General features: G+C 71.5%; 16 protein-coding genes. 7 read left to right on the forward strand and 9 right to left on the reverse strand.

Going from position 1 to position 15,561, the window contains the following annotated elements; genetic code table 11:
• Positions 1-127: biotin/lipoyl-containing protein (locus ADK55_RS36960; protein WP_159041586.1), on the forward strand; the 127-nt coding region annotated here is incomplete at its 5' end.
• A 141-nt stretch (positions 128-268) separates the two neighbouring features.
• On the opposite strand, the gene ADK55_RS28660 is transcribed toward ADK55_RS36960, so the two are convergent.
• Both ADK55_RS28660 and ADK55_RS28665 read right to left on the reverse strand, forming a co-directional pair.
• Entirely contained in the window at positions 269-1,183 is a 915-nt protein-coding gene (locus ADK55_RS28660; RefSeq protein WP_053682709.1) for a DeoR/GlpR family DNA-binding transcription regulator, read from the reverse strand.
• Between the two features lie 211 nt (positions 1,184-1,394).
• Positions 1,395-2,834 carry an NAD(P)H-quinone dehydrogenase gene (locus tag ADK55_RS28665; protein WP_053682710.1) on the reverse strand — a complete coding sequence of 480 codons (1,440 nt, stop codon included), beginning with the start codon at positions 2,832-2,834 and terminating at the stop codon, positions 1,395-1,397.
• 173 nt (positions 2,835-3,007) lie between these two features.
• On the opposite strand from ADK55_RS28665, the gene ADK55_RS28670 reads away from it, so the two are divergent.
• The 3 genes from ADK55_RS28670 (at position 3,008) to ADK55_RS28680 (ending at position 6,052) form a co-directional block, all read left to right on the forward strand.
• Complete coding sequence (locus ADK55_RS28670; protein ID WP_053682711.1) at positions 3,008-3,445, forward strand: gamma-glutamylcyclotransferase; 438 nt, start codon at positions 3,008-3,010, stop codon at positions 3,443-3,445.
• Positions 3,446-3,551: 106 nt separating this feature from the next.
• Positions 3,552-4,358 carry a purine-nucleoside phosphorylase gene (locus ADK55_RS28675; RefSeq protein WP_053682712.1) on the forward strand — a complete coding sequence of 269 codons (807 nt, stop codon included), beginning with the start codon at positions 3,552-3,554 and terminating at the stop codon, positions 4,356-4,358.
• A gap of 44 nt (positions 4,359-4,402) precedes the next feature.
• Positions 4,403-6,052 carry a phospho-sugar mutase gene (locus ADK55_RS28680; RefSeq protein WP_053682713.1) on the forward strand — a complete coding sequence of 550 codons (1,650 nt, stop codon included), beginning with the start codon at positions 4,403-4,405 and terminating at the stop codon, positions 6,050-6,052.
• Positions 6,053-6,131: 79 nt separating this feature from the next.
• Here the strand turns inward: ADK55_RS28680 and ADK55_RS28685 are convergent, their stop codons facing one another.
• The 3 genes from ADK55_RS28685 to afsQ1 are packed head-to-tail and all read right to left on the reverse strand — an operon-like array spanning position 6,132 to position 8,921.
• Positions 6,132-6,776 (reverse strand): GerMN domain-containing protein, encoded by a 645-nt coding sequence (locus ADK55_RS28685; RefSeq protein WP_053682714.1) that lies wholly within the window; start codon positions 6,774-6,776, stop codon positions 6,132-6,134.
• The gene (locus tag ADK55_RS28690) at positions 6,760-8,190 is read right to left on the reverse strand and encodes a sensor histidine kinase (RefSeq protein WP_234350292.1); all 1,431 of its coding nucleotides are present in this window, start codon (positions 8,188-8,190) and stop codon (positions 6,760-6,762) included. The genes ADK55_RS28685 and ADK55_RS28690 overlap by 17 nt, the downstream gene beginning before the upstream one ends.
• Positions 8,191-8,243: 53 nt before the next feature.
• A complete protein-coding gene (gene afsQ1 / locus ADK55_RS28695) occupies positions 8,244-8,921 on the reverse strand; it encodes a two-component system response regulator AfsQ1 (protein WP_180291024.1) in 678 nt (225 codons plus the stop codon).
• 171 nt (positions 8,922-9,092) lie between these two features.
• Here afsQ1 and ADK55_RS28700 point away from each other — a divergent pair, with 171 nt between their 5' ends.
• The gene (locus tag ADK55_RS28700) at positions 9,093-9,785 is read left to right on the forward strand and encodes a SigE family RNA polymerase sigma factor (protein ID WP_053682716.1); all 693 of its coding nucleotides are present in this window, start codon (positions 9,093-9,095) and stop codon (positions 9,783-9,785) included.
• A 158-nt stretch (positions 9,786-9,943) separates the two neighbouring features.
• Here the strand turns inward: ADK55_RS28700 and ADK55_RS28705 are convergent, their stop codons facing one another.
• Positions 9,944-10,612 carry a uridine kinase family protein gene (locus tag ADK55_RS28705; RefSeq protein WP_078999526.1) on the reverse strand — a complete coding sequence of 223 codons (669 nt, stop codon included), beginning with the start codon at positions 10,610-10,612 and terminating at the stop codon, positions 9,944-9,946.
• A gap of 114 nt (positions 10,613-10,726) precedes the next feature.
• Between ADK55_RS28705 and ADK55_RS28710 the strand changes: the two genes are divergently transcribed.
• Complete coding sequence (locus ADK55_RS28710; RefSeq protein ID WP_053682717.1) at positions 10,727-11,092, forward strand: hypothetical protein; 366 nt, start codon at positions 10,727-10,729, stop codon at positions 11,090-11,092.
• A 64-nt stretch (positions 11,093-11,156) separates the two neighbouring features.
• Here ADK55_RS28710 and ADK55_RS28715 read toward each other — a convergent pair whose 3' ends face one another.
• From ADK55_RS28715 to deoC, 3 genes are read right to left on the reverse strand one after another with little or no spacing between them, the layout of a single operon-like run.
• Positions 11,157-12,053 (reverse strand): aldehyde dehydrogenase family protein, encoded by an 897-nt coding sequence (locus tag ADK55_RS28715; protein WP_053682718.1) that lies wholly within the window; start codon positions 12,051-12,053, stop codon positions 11,157-11,159.
• The gene (locus tag ADK55_RS28720; protein WP_053682719.1) at positions 12,046-13,482 is read right to left on the reverse strand and encodes an aldehyde dehydrogenase family protein; all 1,437 of its coding nucleotides are present in this window, start codon (positions 13,480-13,482) and stop codon (positions 12,046-12,048) included. The genes ADK55_RS28715 and ADK55_RS28720 overlap by 8 nt, the downstream gene beginning before the upstream one ends.
• 5 nt (positions 13,483-13,487) lie before the next feature.
• Entirely contained in the window at positions 13,488-14,450 is a 963-nt protein-coding gene (gene deoC / locus ADK55_RS28725) for a deoxyribose-phosphate aldolase (protein ID WP_107089336.1), read from the reverse strand.
• 255 nt (positions 14,451-14,705) lie between these two features.
• Here deoC and ADK55_RS36965 point away from each other — a divergent pair, with 255 nt between their 5' ends.
• Positions 14,706-15,461, forward strand: coding sequence for a hypothetical protein (locus tag ADK55_RS36965; RefSeq protein WP_053682720.1), 756 nt, complete (start codon positions 14,706-14,708; stop codon positions 15,459-15,461).
• Positions 15,462-15,561 lie beyond the last annotated feature (100 nt).

Below are 15,561 nucleotides of genomic sequence, written 5' to 3' on the forward strand. Positions count from 1 at the left end.
CGTTCTCGAGGCCATGAAGATGGAACAGCCCCTCAACGCACACCGCTCCGGCACCATCGTCGGCCTCAAGGCCGAAGTCGGCGCGTCCCTCACCTCCGGTGCCACCATCTGCGAGATCAAGGACTGACCACCGTCCCGTTCTCACGTCGAAGGCCCCGCCCGGTGATCCGGGCGGGGCCTTTCGACTACAGGGCCCACGACCACCGGCCCTACGACCACCGGCCCTACGACCACAGGGGCCTTCCGCCGCAGGGCTCGACGACAGGGCCTAGCGACGCCGCATGTCCGCGACCCGCGCCCGCTCCCCGGCCTGCTGTTCCAGCAGCCCGGCGGGCGCGCTGCGCAACTGGGCGGTCGGACCGCCCCGCCGCTGGACCGGCAGCGGGGAATCCCGCCGGGGCCGACGCCCCTGCATCCCGTCACCACCGCCGGAGGCGACCGCCCCGGCCACCGTGATCTGCACGCCCTGATCGGCCAGCGCCTGCAGTTCCGTACCCGCCCGTTCGTCGTGCGGTGGCGGCTCGTCGGTCACCAGCCGCGTCATCACGTCCGTGGGCACGGTCTGGAACATGGTGTCCGTACCGAGCTTGGTGTGGTCGGCGAGTACGACGACCTCCGCGGCGGCCTGCACCAGCGCCCGGTCCACGCTCGCGGAGAGCATGTTCGAGGTGGAGAGCCCGCGCTCGGCGGTCAGTCCGCTCCCGGACAGGAAGGCCCGGGACACCCGCAGCCCTTGGAGGGACTGCTCGGCGCCGCTGCCGACGAGCGCGTAGTTGGACCCGCGCAGCGTGCCACCGGTCATCACCACTTCCACCCGGTTGGCATGGGCCAGCGCCTGGGCGACGAGCAGCGAGTTGGTGACGACGGTCAGTCCGGGCACCCGGGCGAGCCGGCGGGCCAGCTCCTGGGTCGTGGTACCGGCGCCGACGACGATGGCTTCGCCCTCTTCGACGAGGCCGGCCGCGACATCGGCAATGGCGGTCTTCTCCGCCGTCGCGAGATGGGACTTTTGCGGAAAGCCGGACTCTCGCGTGAATCCGCCCGGCAAGACCGCACCGCCGTGCCGGCGGTCGAGGAGTCCTTCTGCCTCCAGTGCCCGCACGTCCCGCCGTACGGTCACTTCGGAGGTCTGGACGACGCGGGCGAGCTCACGAAGCGATACCGCTCCGTTGGCCCGCACCATTTCGAGGATCAATTGGCGACGTTCTGCAGCGAACACGAAACTGACAGTAACCCCAACGACCGTCTGCTTTCAGCTCTTTACGCCGGAATACCGAAGTTGTCCGTAAGGTGGGGCGACTAGTGGTATACGCGGTCGGACAGTTTCGTGAACAGTCCGCCACACCACTCCCTGCCGCCCCAACCTCCCTGTGGACAAAGGCGCTTGACGGTGCCTACGCCTCGCCGGCGGCCTTCCGGTTGTGCAACTGGCGTGCCGCCTCCGCGATCGAACCGGACAGCGAGGGGTACACGGTGAACGTGTTTGCGATCTGCTCGACCGTCAGGTTGTTGTCGACGGCGATCGAGATCGGGTGGATCAGTTCGCTCGCGCGCGGCGCGACGACCACGCCACCGACGACGATGCCGGTGCCCGGGCGGCAGAGCAGCTTCACGAAACCGTCCCGGATGCCCTGCATCTTGGCGCGCGGGTTGCGCAGCAGCGGGAGCTTCACCACGCGGGCGTCGATCTTCCCGGAGTCCACGTCGGCCTGCGTGTAGCCGACGGTGGCGATCTCGGGGTCGGTGAAGACGTTCGAGGAGACCGTCTTGAGGTTCAGCGGGGTCACCGCGTCGCCGAGGAAGTGGTACATCGCGATGCGGCCCTGCATGGCGGCGACGGAGGCGAGCGCGAAGATCCCGGTCACGTCACCGGCGGCGTAGACGCCCGGCGAGGAGGTGCGGGAGACCTTGTCGGTCCAGATGTGCCCGGACTCCTTGAGGCGGACCCCGGACTCCTCCAGGTTCATGTTCGCGGTGTTCGGGATCGCGCCGACCGCCATCAGGCAGTGGGTGCCGGTGATGACGCGCCCGTCGGACAGCGTGACCTCGACCCGGTCGCCGACCCGCTTGGCGGACTCGGCGCGGGAGCGGCCGATGACGTTCATGCCGCGGCGCCGGAACACGTCCTCCAGGACGGCGGCCGCGTCGGGGTCCTCGCCCGGCAGCACCCGGTCGCGCGAGGACACCAGGGTCACCCGGGAGCCGAGCGCCTGGTACGCGCCGGCGAACTCCGCGCCGGTGACGCCCGAGCCGACCACGATGAGTTCCTCGGGGAGCTCCTCCAGGTCGTAGACCTGGGTCCAGTTCAGGATCCGCTCGCCGTCGGGCATCGCGTCCGGGATCTCCCGGGGGGTGCCGCCGGTCGCGATGAGCACGGCGTCGGTGGTGAGGATCGTCTCCGTGCCGTCGGCCGCGGTGACGATCACGTCCCGGGTGCCGTCGATGCCCTGGGGGCCGCCGAGCTTGGCGCGGCCGCGCATGACACGGGCGCCGGCGCGGGTGACGGAGGCGGTGATGTCGTGGGACTGGGCCAGCGCGAGGCGCTTGACGCGTCGGTTGACCTTGCCGAGGTCGACGCCGACGACGCGCGCGGCCTGCTCGATGTGCGGGGTGTCGTCCGCGACGACGATCCCCAGCTCCTCGTACGAGGAATCGAAGGTCGTCATGACCTCGGCGGTCGCGATGAGGGTCTTCGATGGCACGCAGTCGGTGAGCACCGACGCACCGCCCAGACCATCGCAGTCGACGACGGTCACCTCCGCGCCGAGCTGGGCGCCCACGAGGGCCGCCTCATATCCGCCGGGTCCGCCGCCGATGATCACGATCCGGGTCACGAAAACTCCGCCTCACGTCTACCCGGCCGGTGCCGCCCCCGGCCGGGGGTTCCGGGGGTCTCCCCGGGGGATGCATTCCGTGCCCCATTGTCCCGCACGCATCAAGGTGCTTCACGCCCGGTCCCGCCATCCGGGCACGCGTCGATCCCCGCCCCTCCCGTACCCTCGACCACATGTCGCTCTACGCCGCGTACGCCGGCAACCTCGACCCGCGGCTGATGACGCGCCGCGCTCCCCATTCGCCGCTGCGCGGCACGGGCTGGATCAACGACTGGCGGCTGACCTTCGGCGGCGAGCAGATGGGCTGGGAGGGCGCACTGGTCACGGTCGTCGAGGCCCCGCGTCACCAGGTCTTCGTCGCGCTGTACGACGTGGCCCCGCTGGACGAGGACTCCCTGGACCGCTGGGAGGGCGTCGGGCTCGACATCTACCGCCGGATGCGCGTGCGGGTGCACACCCTGGACGGCGAGGAAGCCGCCTGGATCTACGTCCTGAACGGTTACGAGGGCGGTCTGCCCTCCGCGCGCTACCTCGGCGAGATCGCCGACGCCGCCGAATCCGCGGGCGCCCCGCACGACTACGTGATGGAACTCCGCAAGCGTCCCTGCTGACGCCCACCGGCTTCGGGACGATTCGGCGGAAACGACAAAGCAACGATCCGAACACCGTGAGCTGCGCCATCTACGCGCGTAGGCCATCAGCGGTTACGCTCGTCCGGTGAACGCATCTGTTACCGACCCCTTCGCCGACGCCACCGCCGCAGCCGCCCGCCTGCGTGAGCTGACCGGCGCCGAATCCCACGATGTCGCCCTCGTCATGGGCTCCGGCTGGGCCCCCGCCGCAGAGGCGCTCGGTGCGCCCGAGGCCGAATTCCCCGTCACCGAGCTGCCCGGCTTCCCGCCGCCCGCGGTCGAGGGCCACGGCGGCAAGATCCGCTCGTACAAGATCGGCGACAAGCGCGCGCTGCTCTTCCTCGGCCGGACCCACTACTACGAGGGCCGCGGCGTCGCCGCCGTCGCCCACGGCGTCCGTACCGCCGTCGCCGCCGGTTGCAAGACCGTCGTCCTGACCAACGGCTGTGGCGGTCTGCGCGAGGGCATGAAGCCCGGCCAGCCCGTCCTGATCAGCGACCACCTGAACCTCACCGCGACCTCGCCGATCGTCGGCGCCAACTTCGTGGACCTCACCGACCTCTACTCGCCTCGCCTGCGCGCGATGTGCAAGGAGATCGACGAGACCCTCGAAGAGGGCGTCTACGTCCAGTTCCCCGGCCCGCACTACGAGACCCCGGCCGAGATCAACATGATCCGCGTCATGGGTGCCGACCTGGTCGGCATGTCCACCGTGCTGGAGGCCATCGCAGCCCGTGAGGCCGGCGCCGAGGTGCTCGGGATCTCCCTGGTCACCAACCTGGCGGCGGGCATCTCCGGCGAGCCCCTCAACCACGAAGAGGTGCTCCAGGCCGGTCGTGACTCGGCCGCGCGCATGGGCAAGCTGCTGACCCAGGTCCTCGCCCGCATCTGAGCGGGGACAGCCACCGGCACCGTACGAGAGGTAAGGCGGAAGTAGTGCAGGAACAGGACGACCTGATCACCCGGGCGCGGGCCTGGCTGGCGGAGGACCCGGACCCGGAGACCGCGGCCGAGCTGCGCGCGCTCGTCGAGGCCGGGGACACCGCGGAGCTCGCGGACCGTTTCTCCGGCATGCTCCAGTTCGGCACCGCCGGACTGCGCGGTGAGCTGGGCGCGGGTCCGATGCGGATGAACCGCAACGTGGTCATCCGGGCCGCGGCGGGCCTGGCGGCCTACCTGAAGGCTCAGGGCCACGACGGCGGCCTGGTCGTCGTCGGCTACGACGCGCGGTACAAGTCCGCGGACTTCGCCCGCGACACCGCCGCCGTCATGGTCGGCGCCGGGCTGCGCGCGGCCGTCCTGCCGCGTCCGCTGCCGACGCCCGTCCTCGCCTTCGCCATACGGCACCTGGGCGCCGTCGCCGGCGTCGAGGTGACCGCGAGCCACAACCCCCCGCGGGACAACGGCTACAAGGTCTACCTCGGCGACGGCTCCCAGATCGTCTCCCCGGCGGACACCGGGATCGCCGCGGAGATCGACGCGATCGCCGCGCTCGCGGACGTCCCGCGTCCGGAGTCCGGCTGGGAGGACCTCGGCGACGAGGTCCTGGAGGCCTACCTGGCCCGTACGGACGAGGTCCTGACCCCCGGCTCCCCGCGGGGCGTGCGGACCGTCTACACGGCCATGCACGGTGTCGGCAAGGACGTCGTGCTGGCGGCCTTCGCCCGGCACGGCTTCCCGACGCCGGTGCTCGTCGCCGAGCAGGCGGAGCCGGACCCGGCCTTCCCGACGGTCGCCTTCCCGAACCCGGAGGAGCCCGGCGCGATGGACCTGTCCTTCGCGACGGCCGCCGAGGCGAACCCGGACATCGTGATCGCGAACGACCCCGACGCGGACCGCCTCGCGGTGGCCGTCCCCACCGACGACGGCGGCTGGCGGATGCTGCGCGGCGACGAGGTCGGCGCGCTGCTGGCGGCCCACCTCGTCCACAAGGGCGCCCGGGGCGTCTTCGCCGAGTCGATCGTCTCGTCCAGCCTGCTGGGCCGGATCGCGGAGGCGGCGGGCGTCGGTTACGAGGAGACCCTGACGGGCTTCAAGTGGATCGCCCGCGTGGAGGGTCTGCGCTACGGCTACGAGGAGGCGCTCGGCTACTGCGTGGACCCCGAGGGCGTCCGCGACAAGGACGGCGTCACCGCCGCCCTGCTGGTGGCGGAGCTGGCCTCGGAGCTCAAGGAGCAGGGTCGCACCCTGTCCGACCTGCTGGACGATCTGGCGCTGGCCCACGGCCTGCACGCCACCGACCAGTTGTCGGTCCGCGTCTCGGACCTGTCGGTCATCGCCTCGGCGATGGCGCGGCTGCGCGCGGAGCCGCCGACGTCCCTGGCGGGCCTGCGCGTCGTCACCGCGGAGGACCTGAGCCGGGGCACGGAGTCCCTCCCGCCGACGGACGGCCTGCGGTACCACCTCGACGGTGACCACAAGGCCCGGGTGATCGTCCGCCCGTCGGGCACGGAGCCGAAGCTGAAGTGCTACCTGGAGGTCGTGGTCCCGGTGGCGGAAGCCTCCGACCTGGCCCCGGCCCGCGTCCGCGGGCAGGAGATCCTGGACGCGATCAAGAAGGACTTCTCGGTGGCGGCGGGTATCTAGCCCCTCTCGCCCCTCGCACGGCACGGCCCCCGGAGCTTCCGCTCCGGGGGCCGTCGTGTCGTCCGGGCCGGGCCGGTGCCTACGGGGTCGGGGACGCCTTCGGCGTCGTCGACGGGCGGACCACGTCCCCCAGGGTCGCCACCGACTCCGGGCGGGAGCGCACGGCCTCGCCGCACTCCCAGGCGCGCGGCGGATCCGCGTCCGGGCCGCCCAGCACCACCGGGCCGGGCCCCGCCGACACCGCGTCGCTGTCGGCCAGCGTGCACACCAGCTGGGACAGCGCCACCGGCGGCAGGTCCTCCGGCTTGCGGCTCAACCGCACCGTGCCGGTCGGGTCGCCCGCGCGCGCCGCCGCCACCTGGAGCCCCTCCGGTACCCCGGTCGTGAAACCGGCGTCCCGTTCCGCCGCCGACGGTTCCTTCTCCAGCGCCTCCAGGAGCGCCTGCGCGGCCAGGACCAGCGGGTCGCGTACCGGCCGCTTCTCGGGCACCGGGATCACCCGCTCGACGTTGACCAGCTGCGATCCGCACACCAGCGCCACCGTGGCGCGGAACCCCTGTACCCCGCTCTGGCCGCCCGCCTGCTCGGGGGTGTCGCAGGACACCCGCGAGGGCGCGGCCCCGACGTCCACGGGTACGGTCGTGGCCCGGATCCCGCACCCGCAGGCGCCGGTCAGCAACACGCCGAGGGCGATGCCCGCGAGGGCCCTACGCGTCCGCGTCACGGATGACCGCCTTCCCCACGTCCACCGGCAGCCGCAGCGTGAACTGCGCCCCGCCGTCGGCCCCGTTGGCGGCGCTGATGTCGCCGCCGTGAATGTGCGCGTTCTCCATCGCGATCGACAGGCCCAATCCACTGCCGTCGGACTTGGGACGGGAGGCGCTCGCCTTGTAGAAGCGGTCGAAGACGTGCGGGAGGACCTCTTCGGGAATGCCCGGCCCGTTGTCCTTGACCACGATCACCAGCCACTCCCCGTCGACGGCCAGCGACACCCGCACCGGCGAACCGCCGTGCTTGAGCGCGTTGCCGATCAGGTTGGCCAGGATCACGTCGAGACGCCGCGGGTCGAGTCGCGCCACGATCCCGCGCTCCGCGTCGAGTTCGACGGCGTCGAGCCAGGCCCGGGCGTCGATGCACGCCGTGACCTGGTCGGCGACGTTCACGTCGTCCAGCACCAGGCGGGCCGTCCCCGCGTCGAAGCGGGTGACCTCCATCAGGTTCTCGACCAGCACGTTGAGCCGCCGGGTCTCGCTGACCACCAGGGCCACCGCCGGCGCGATCATCGGATCGAGGTCGTCGACCTCCTCCTCCAGCACCTCCGCGACCGCCGTCAGCGCCGTCAGCGGCGTACGCAGCTCGTGGGACATGTCCGCGACGAACCGCCGGCTGGACTCCTCCCGCGCGCTCATGTCCGCCACCTTCTTCTCCAGCGCCTCCGCCGTCTTGTTGAAGGTGTGCGCCAGGTCGGCGAGTTCGTCGGTCCCCGACACGTCCAGCCGGTGGTCCAACTCCCCTTCGCCCAGCCGTCGCGCCGCGTCCCCCAGCCGCTGCACGGGCCTCAGCACGGTGCGCGCCGCGGCCTGGGCGAGCAGCGCGGAGCACAGCAACGCCAGTCCCGTCGCGATCGTCAGCGACCAGCCCAGCGCGTTCAGGTCGTCCCGCTCCTGCGCCAGCGACTTGTACATGTAGCCCGTCGGGCCGCCGCCCACGATCCGCGTCCCGCCGACCAGGTACGGGTTGCCGCGCGGCTTCGTGCGCTGCCAGTACATGTGGTAGTCGGCGTCGTTGGCGGCCGTCGCCTTCTGCCGGTCGTTCACCGCGTTCTGCAGGGACTTCGGCACGTCGTCCAGCCCGAAGGTGTCCGGGCCCGCGGCGCCGAACACCTTGCGGCCGTCCTTGCGTTCGTCCACCAGCAGCACGCTGTAACCGGGGCTGCTCCCCGCCATCAACTCGGCGGTGCGCTGCATCTCGGCGGGCGTCGGATCGCCGGGCAGCGCGGCGGCACGGTTCTGCATCTCCTGGCGGAAGTCCCCGAGCGCCGCGTCCTGGGTGCGGGTGAGCACCGCCTCGCGGTTCAGCCAGTACGCGATGCCGGAGGCGGAGACGGCGGCCGTCAGCGCCACCAGCGAGAACACCATGAGGAGCCGCAGCCGCAGGCTGGTCCAGCGCCGGCCCGCGAACAGGGCTCTGATCACTGCGGGGAATCCAACCGGTAGCCGACGCCCCGAACGGTACGGATCAGCGTGGGTGAGGACGGCACTTCCTCCACCTTGGCGCGCAACCGCTGTACGCAGGCGTCGACGAGGCGCGAGTCACCGAGGTAGTCGTGCTCCCAGACCAGCCGCAGCAACTGCTGCCGGGACAGGGCCTGACCGGGCCGGCGGCTGAGTTCCAGCAGCAGGCGCAGTTCGGTCGGCGTCAGCTGGAGGTCCTCGCCGTTCTTCGTCACCGTCATCGCCGCCCGGTCGATGACCAGGGACCCGAAGACCGCGGAGTCGCTCGCCTCCCGCTCGCCGCGGCGCAACACGGCCCGGATGCGGGCGTCGAGCACCCGGCCCTGGACGGGCTTGACCACGTAGTCGTCGGCACCCGACTCCAGGCCCACCACGACGTCGATGTCGTCGCTGCGGGCGGTGAGCAGGATGATCGGCAGCTGGTCGGTGCGGCGGATCCGCCGGCACACCTCGAAGCCGTCGATCCCGGGCAGCATCACATCCAGCACGATCAGGTCCGGCCGCTGCTCGCGCAGCAGTTTCAGGCCGTCCTCGCCCGTCGCCGCGGTGGCCACACGGTGGCCCTGGCGTGACAGGGAAAGTTCGAGGGCCGTGCGGATGGCGTCGTCGTCCTCGATCAGCAACAGGAAAGGCACGGGCTCATTCTGTCCCATCAGCCGTTGGGACTTCGACAGTCCTGAGGTGGAGATCGCTCACAGGTCCCTGTGACAGGCCTGTGACAGTCGAAGGACAACCCGGTTATCTCCGCCGGGCAGTCTTCATACCAACGAACGGACCGAAGCAGACTCCACGACGGGGGGCGCGAGATGAACACGCTGCACAGCACCACGACCAGCGCGGTTGTCACGCGGCTGCACGATGTGAACCGCCGGGCGGGTGTCCGTACGGCGACGGTCGCCCGTCAGCGACCGACGCACCCTGTAGCCATCGACGCGAACACGTACCAGGCGGTTCCCGCCGCACGGATCCCGTCCTCCTCGGAGGCCGAGTTCACGGCGTACGTCCAGGAGCGGCGGGCCGCCCTCTACGCGACGGCCTTCCACCTCACCGGCGACCGCCACGAGGCCGAGGACCTGCTCCAGAGCGCGTTGTTCTCCACCTACCGCGCCTGGGACCGGATCAGCGACAAGGCCGCCGTCGGCGGTTACCTGCGGCGCACGATGACGAACCTGCACATCAGCGCCTGGCGTCGGCGGAAGCTGAACGAGTACCCGACCGAGGAACTGCCGGAGACGGCCTCCGACACGGACGCGATGCGCGGCACGGAGCTGCGCACGGTGCTGTGGCAGGCCTTGACCCGCATCCCGGAGCCGCAGCGCACGATGCTGGTGTTGCGGTACTACGAGGGCCGCACGGACCCGGAGATCGCGGAGATCCTGGGCATCAGCGTCGGCACGGTGAAGTCGAGCATCTGGCGGTCGCTGCGGCGCCTGCGGGACGACGAGGCGCTGAGCTTCGGCCGCGACGAGTCGGACTCGTTCGGCGAGCTCGTCGCCTGACAGAGACCAACGGGGGTTGGACCACGGGGCCGGGGGGCCCGTCCTGCGGGGGTGGGGCGGGGGTCGCGGGGGGAGAGAAGGCGGGATCAAGCGGCCGGGGGTCCGCGTGATCCCGCCTTTTCGCATGCGCGTGTACGGGTGCCCGAGTCGGGCGGGGGTTACGCCGGGGCGGCGGCGCGGTGGCGGCCGGCGGCGCAGGCAGCCAGCCTGCCCAACGCCTCGTCGCGGCCGCAGGCATGGGCGCCGAGAGCGGTGTGCCGGGCGACGATGCCCCGCTCGGCCCGCATCAACCGCCAGCCCCTGCGCAGCAGGAACGGCAGGGACTTGCGGCCTTCGCGCAGGTCCCGGGCGAGGCGCCGCCGGAAGGTCGTCGAGGGTCGCCCGCGCAGGCAGATCGCGTCGGCGAGCAGCCCCAGTTCCTGGCAGCGCGCCACGATGTCCGCCGCGAAGATGCCCTCGGCGATGAACAGGGGGGTCCGCGCTATGTCCAGGGTCTCGGTCCCGGTCCGCGAGGAGGTGGCGATGGAGTACGTCGGGACCTCGGTCCGGCCCACCGCGCAGAGCCGGGTGATGGCGGCGACCGCCTCCCGCGCGTCCCACGACAGCGGGGAGTCCCAGTCGATGTCGGAGCTGCCCTCGACCAGGGGGAGGGTCGGGTCGTCCGCCTCCTTGTAGAAGTCGTCCAGGCGCAGCACGGGCAACCCGGAGCGGGCCGCGAGCGAGGACTTGCCGGAGCCCGAGGGTCCGGTCAGCAGCACGACACGCGTTGGCAGAGGAGAGGAACAGCTCACGGGACACCAGTGTGAACCATGACCCGCGGTATCGATACATCGGCGACGTGCCCTGCGAGCACTCTCACACCCGCGCGGCCGGTTGGTGTCGACACCCGCACCTCCACTACGCTGCGTGCGCACGCGACTACGACCACAGGCGGGATCCTCATGGCACGTCACGCAGCCCCCGGCAACGGCGCCGGCACTCGCGCCCTTCGCGGCGCGGGCCTCACCCTGACCATGGCCGGCGCGGCCCTGGCGATGGCGGCGGGGGGCGCACAGGCCGGCGAACTCTCGGTACCGGCGGCCCTGGCGGGCGTCGCCGACCCGATCTCCAACCTCAAGGTGAACCCGCTCGCCCACACCGGCGTGGACCCGCTCGACAACGGCGTGGCCACCAAGATCGCGGACTTCCCGTCGGTCGGCACGGGCATGGTCACCGGAGTGCTGACCCAGGGCCCCTCGGTCGGTGAACTCCCCACCGCGGCGGCGTCCTCGCTGCTCGGGCCGCTGCTCCCGGCGGCGGGCAAGTAGGCGCGCGGGTACGGGAAGGCCCCGGCAGCACGGGGGTCGCTGCCGGGGCCGGTCCGAGGGCGGGCTAGTAGGACGAGCCGCCCGAGCCGAGCGAACCCGTGGGGTGCCAGACCGTCTTGGTCTCCAGGAACGCCGTCAGGCGGGAGGTGCCCGGGTCGGCCGTCCAGTCGTCCACAGGCTGTGGACGCAGCACGCGCTTGAGGTTGTCGGCCGCCGCGATCTCCAGCTCCTTGGCCAGCGCCACGTCGGCGCCCGCCAGGTCGATGGCGTTGACGTCCTGGTGGGACGCCAGGTGCGGGCCCATCTCGCCGGCCTTGCCGGACAGGATGTTGACCACGCCGCCGGGCAGGTCGGAGGTGGCCAGCACCTCGCCCAGGGACAGCGCGGGCAGCGGGGACTTCTCGCTCGCGATGACGACCGCGGTGTTGCCCGTGGCGATCACCGGGGCGATCACGGAGATCAGGCCCAGGAACGATGAGTCCTGCGGGGCGACGACCGTGACCACACCGGTCGGCTCCGGGGTGGACAAGTTGAAGAACGGGCCCGCGACCGGGTTGGCCCCGCCCACGACCTGGCCGATCTTGTCTGTCCAGCCCGCGTACCAGACCCAGCGGTCGATCGCCGCGTCCACGACGGCCGCGGCCTTCGACTTCGACAGCCCCTCGGCCTCGCCGACCTCGCGGACGAACTGCTCGCGGCGGCCCTCCAGCATCTCGGCGACGCGGTAGAGGACCTGGCCGCGGTTGTACGCGGTCGCGCCGGCCCAGCCGCCGAAGGCCTTGCGGGCGGCGACGACCGCGTCACGGGCGTCCTTGCGGGAGGACAACGGTGCGTTGGCCAGCCACTTGCCCTTGGAGTCGGTCACTTCGTACACCCGGCCGCTCTCGGAGCGGGGGAACTTCCCCCCGACGTACAGCTTGTAGGTCTTGAAGACACTGAGGCGGTTCTGCTGCTCAGACATCGAGGTAGCCCTCCAGGCCGTGACGGCCGCCTTCGCGCCCGAAGCCCGACTCCTTGTAGCCGCCGAAGGGCGAGGTCGGGTCGAACTTGTTGAACGTGTTGGCCCAGACGACGCCCGCGCGGAGCTTGTTGGCGACCGCGAGGATCCGCGAACCCTTCTCCGTCCAGATGCCGGCGGACAGGCCGTACTGGGTGTTGTTGGCCTTGGCGACGGCCTCGTCGGGCGTACGGAACGTCAGCACGGACAGCACCGGGCCGAAGATCTCGTCGCGGGCGACGGTGTGCGCCTGGGTGACGTTCGTGAAGAGCGTCGGGGCGAACCAGTAGCCGGCGGACGGGAGTTCGCAGGCCGGGGACCAGCGCTCGGCGCCCTCGGCCTCGCCGGTCTCGGCGAGCGCGGTGATCCGGGCGAGCTGCTCGGCGGAGTTGATCGCGCCGATGTCGGTGTTCTTGTCGAGAGGGTCGCCCAGGCGCAGCGAGGAGAGGCGGCGCTTGAGCGAGTCCAGCAGCTCGTCGTGGATCGACTCCTGGACCAGCAGGCGCGAGCCCGCGCAGCAGACCTGGCCCTGGTTGAAGAAGATGCCGGTGACGATGCCCTCGACGGCCTGGTCGATCGGGGCGTCGTCGAAGACGATGTTGGCGCCCTTGCCGCCCAGCTCCAGGGTGACCTTCTTGTCGGTGCCGGCGACGTGGCGGGCGATCTTCTTGCCGACCGCGGTCGAGCCGGTGAAGGCGACCTTGTTGACGTCCGGGTGCTCGACGAGGGCCGCACCCGCGTCGCCGTACCCGGTGAGGATGTTGACGACACCCTTGGGCAGGCCCGCCTGGCGGCAGATGTCCGCGAAGAAGAGCGCGGACAGCGGGGTGGTCTCGGCGGGCTTCAGCACGACCGTGTTGCCGGTGGCGAGCGCCGGGGCGATCTTCCAGGCGAGCATCAGCAGCGGGAAGTTCCACGGGATGACCTGGCCGGCCACGCCGAGGGGGCGCGGGTTCGCGCCGTAGCCGGCGTGGTCGAGCTTGTCGGCCCAGCCCGCGTAGTAGAAGAAGTGCGCGGCGACCAGCGGGAGGTCCGCGTCGCGGGTCTCCCGGATCGGCTTGCCGTTGTCCAGGGTCTCCAGGACGGCCAGCTCGCGGCTGCGCTCCTGGATGATCCGGGCGATGCGGAAGAGGTACTTGGCGCGCTCGGAGCCGGGCAGCGCGGACCACTTCTCGAAGGCCTTGCGGGCGGCCTTGACGGCGCGGTCCACGTCGGCGGCGCCGGCCTGGGCCACCTCGGCCAGGACCTCCTCGGAGGACGGCGAGACGGTCTTGAAGACCTTGCCGTCGGCGGCCTCGGTGAACTCGCCGTCGATGAAGAGCCCGTAGGACGGGGCGATGTCGACGACCGAGCGGGACTCGGGGGCGGGTGCGTACTCGAAAAGGGATGCCATGGTGATCAGTCCACCGTCACGTAGTCGGGACCGGAGTAACGGCCGGTGCTCAGCTTCTGGCGCTGCATCAGCAGGTCGTTGAGCAGGCTGGAGGCGCCGAAGCGGAACCAGTGGTTGCTCAGCCAGTCCTCGCCCGCGGTCTCGTTGACCAGGACCAGGAACTTGATCGCGTCCTTGGTCGTGCGGATGCCGCCGGCCGGCTTCACGCCGATCTGGATCCCGGTCTGCGCCTTGAAGTCGCGGACGGCTTCGAGCATGAGCAGGGTGTTGGCGGGGGTGGCGTTCACCCCGACCTTGCCGGTGGACGTCTTGATGAAGTCGGCGCCGGCCATCATGCCGATCCAGGAGGCCCGACGGATGTTGTCGTACGTCGACAGCTCACCGGTCTCGAAGATGACCTTGAGGCGCGCGGCGGTGCCGTCGGGGCGGACGCAGGCCTCCTTGACGGAGCGGATCAGCTCGTACGTGTCCAGGTAGCGGCCGGCGAGGAAGGCGCCACGGTCGATGACCATGTCGATCTCGTCGGCGCCGGCGGCGACGGCGTCGGCCGTGTCCGCGAGCTTCACGGGCAGGGCGGCACGGCCGGCGGGGAACGCCGTGGCGACGGACGCCACCTTGACGTCGGCGCCGTTCAGCGCCGCCTTGGCGGTGGCCACCATGTCGGGATAGACGCAGACCGCGGCGGTCATGGGCGTCGTACGGTCGGTCGGATCGGGGTGGACGGCCTTGTTGGACAGCGCCCGGACCTTGCCCGGGGTGTCCGCACCCTCGAGCGTCGTCAGGTCGATCATCGAGATGGCCAGGTCGATGGCATAGGCCTTGGCCGTCGTCTTGATCGAGCGGGTGCCGAGGGAGGCCGCGCGGGCCTCCAGTCCGACTGCGTCTACGCCGGGCAGCCCGTGCAGGAAGCGGCGCAGCGCGCTGTCGGACGTCGTCACGTCAGCGAATGCGGTGAGGGTGGTGGGCATGGTCACCACATGAGCATATCTACGCGCGTAGCGACCTGTCACCCCCCTCCCCCGAATCAACCGAAAACGCATGCGGCCGCCGAACGACCGCGCGTCGTGACGATCCGGTGACAGGAACAGGATCGTCCGACCGCAGAAGATCCATAGATTTCTCTTCAGCAGCCCGCCACACCTGACCCGGTGAACCAGACCGACCAGACTCAACGCGGCATGCGACTCTCCTCCACTTTCCTCACCCACGCTTCAGGAGTCGTTATGCGTACCGCCCTCCGCACCTCGCTCGTCACCGCCGCCCTCGCCGGCGCGCTCCTCGCTCCCGCCGCCGGCGCGTTCGCCGCGCCCGCTCCCCAGGCCGTCACCGCGGTGTCCGGGACCACGTCGGGCAGCGACCGCTACGCCGGGGAGCTGGTCCTCGTGGCCGACGGCGTGCTGGCGGTGCTGCGGAACGAGTCCGAGGGCCCCGAGGTGTGGCTGCGCGCCGTCGGCCCGGACTGGAAGCCCTCGGACGGCTGGGCGGGCCACGTGTACGAGGTGCTGAACCGCACGCACACCGCCGCCACGATCGACGGGTCCACGTTCACGCTGGTCAAGGCGGACACCGCGGCCCCCTCGCTGACCGTCCGCGGGCCGGCGGGCACGAGCAGCCACCCGCTGCCGAAGGGCAAGCCGTCCACCGAGCCGTCCACGAAGCCGTCGGCCGAGCCCTCCGCGAAGCCCTCCGCCAAGCCCTCCGCCAAGCCCTCGACCGCCGCTTCCGCGAAGCCCTCCGCCAAGCCGACCGTCGTGTCCTCCGCGAAGCCCTCGGCCGCAGCGGGCGTCACCGCGAAGACCGACGTGAAGGCGCAGACGGCGGTCGTCCCCCGGGGCGCGGTCGCCGCGGGCGCGGAGATCTCCACCGCGGACACGGACGACAGCAGCACCGTCGAGGCCGGCGCCGGCCTCGTGGCGATCTTCGCCGCGCTCGGCGCGGCGGCGATGCACCTCTCCCGCCGTTCCCGCGGCCGCGCCTGATCGCCGCCGATCCCCTCGTCACACACGCCGTCCGGCGGGTCACCTTCACGGTGGCCCGCCGGACGGCGTTCCCTTCCCGCCCGCGCCACACCGGCCCGTT

Origin of the sequence: Streptomyces sp. WM4235, assembly GCF_001279725.1 — a bacterium.
Classification (GTDB): domain Bacteria; phylum Actinomycetota; class Actinomycetes; order Streptomycetales; family Streptomycetaceae; genus Streptomyces.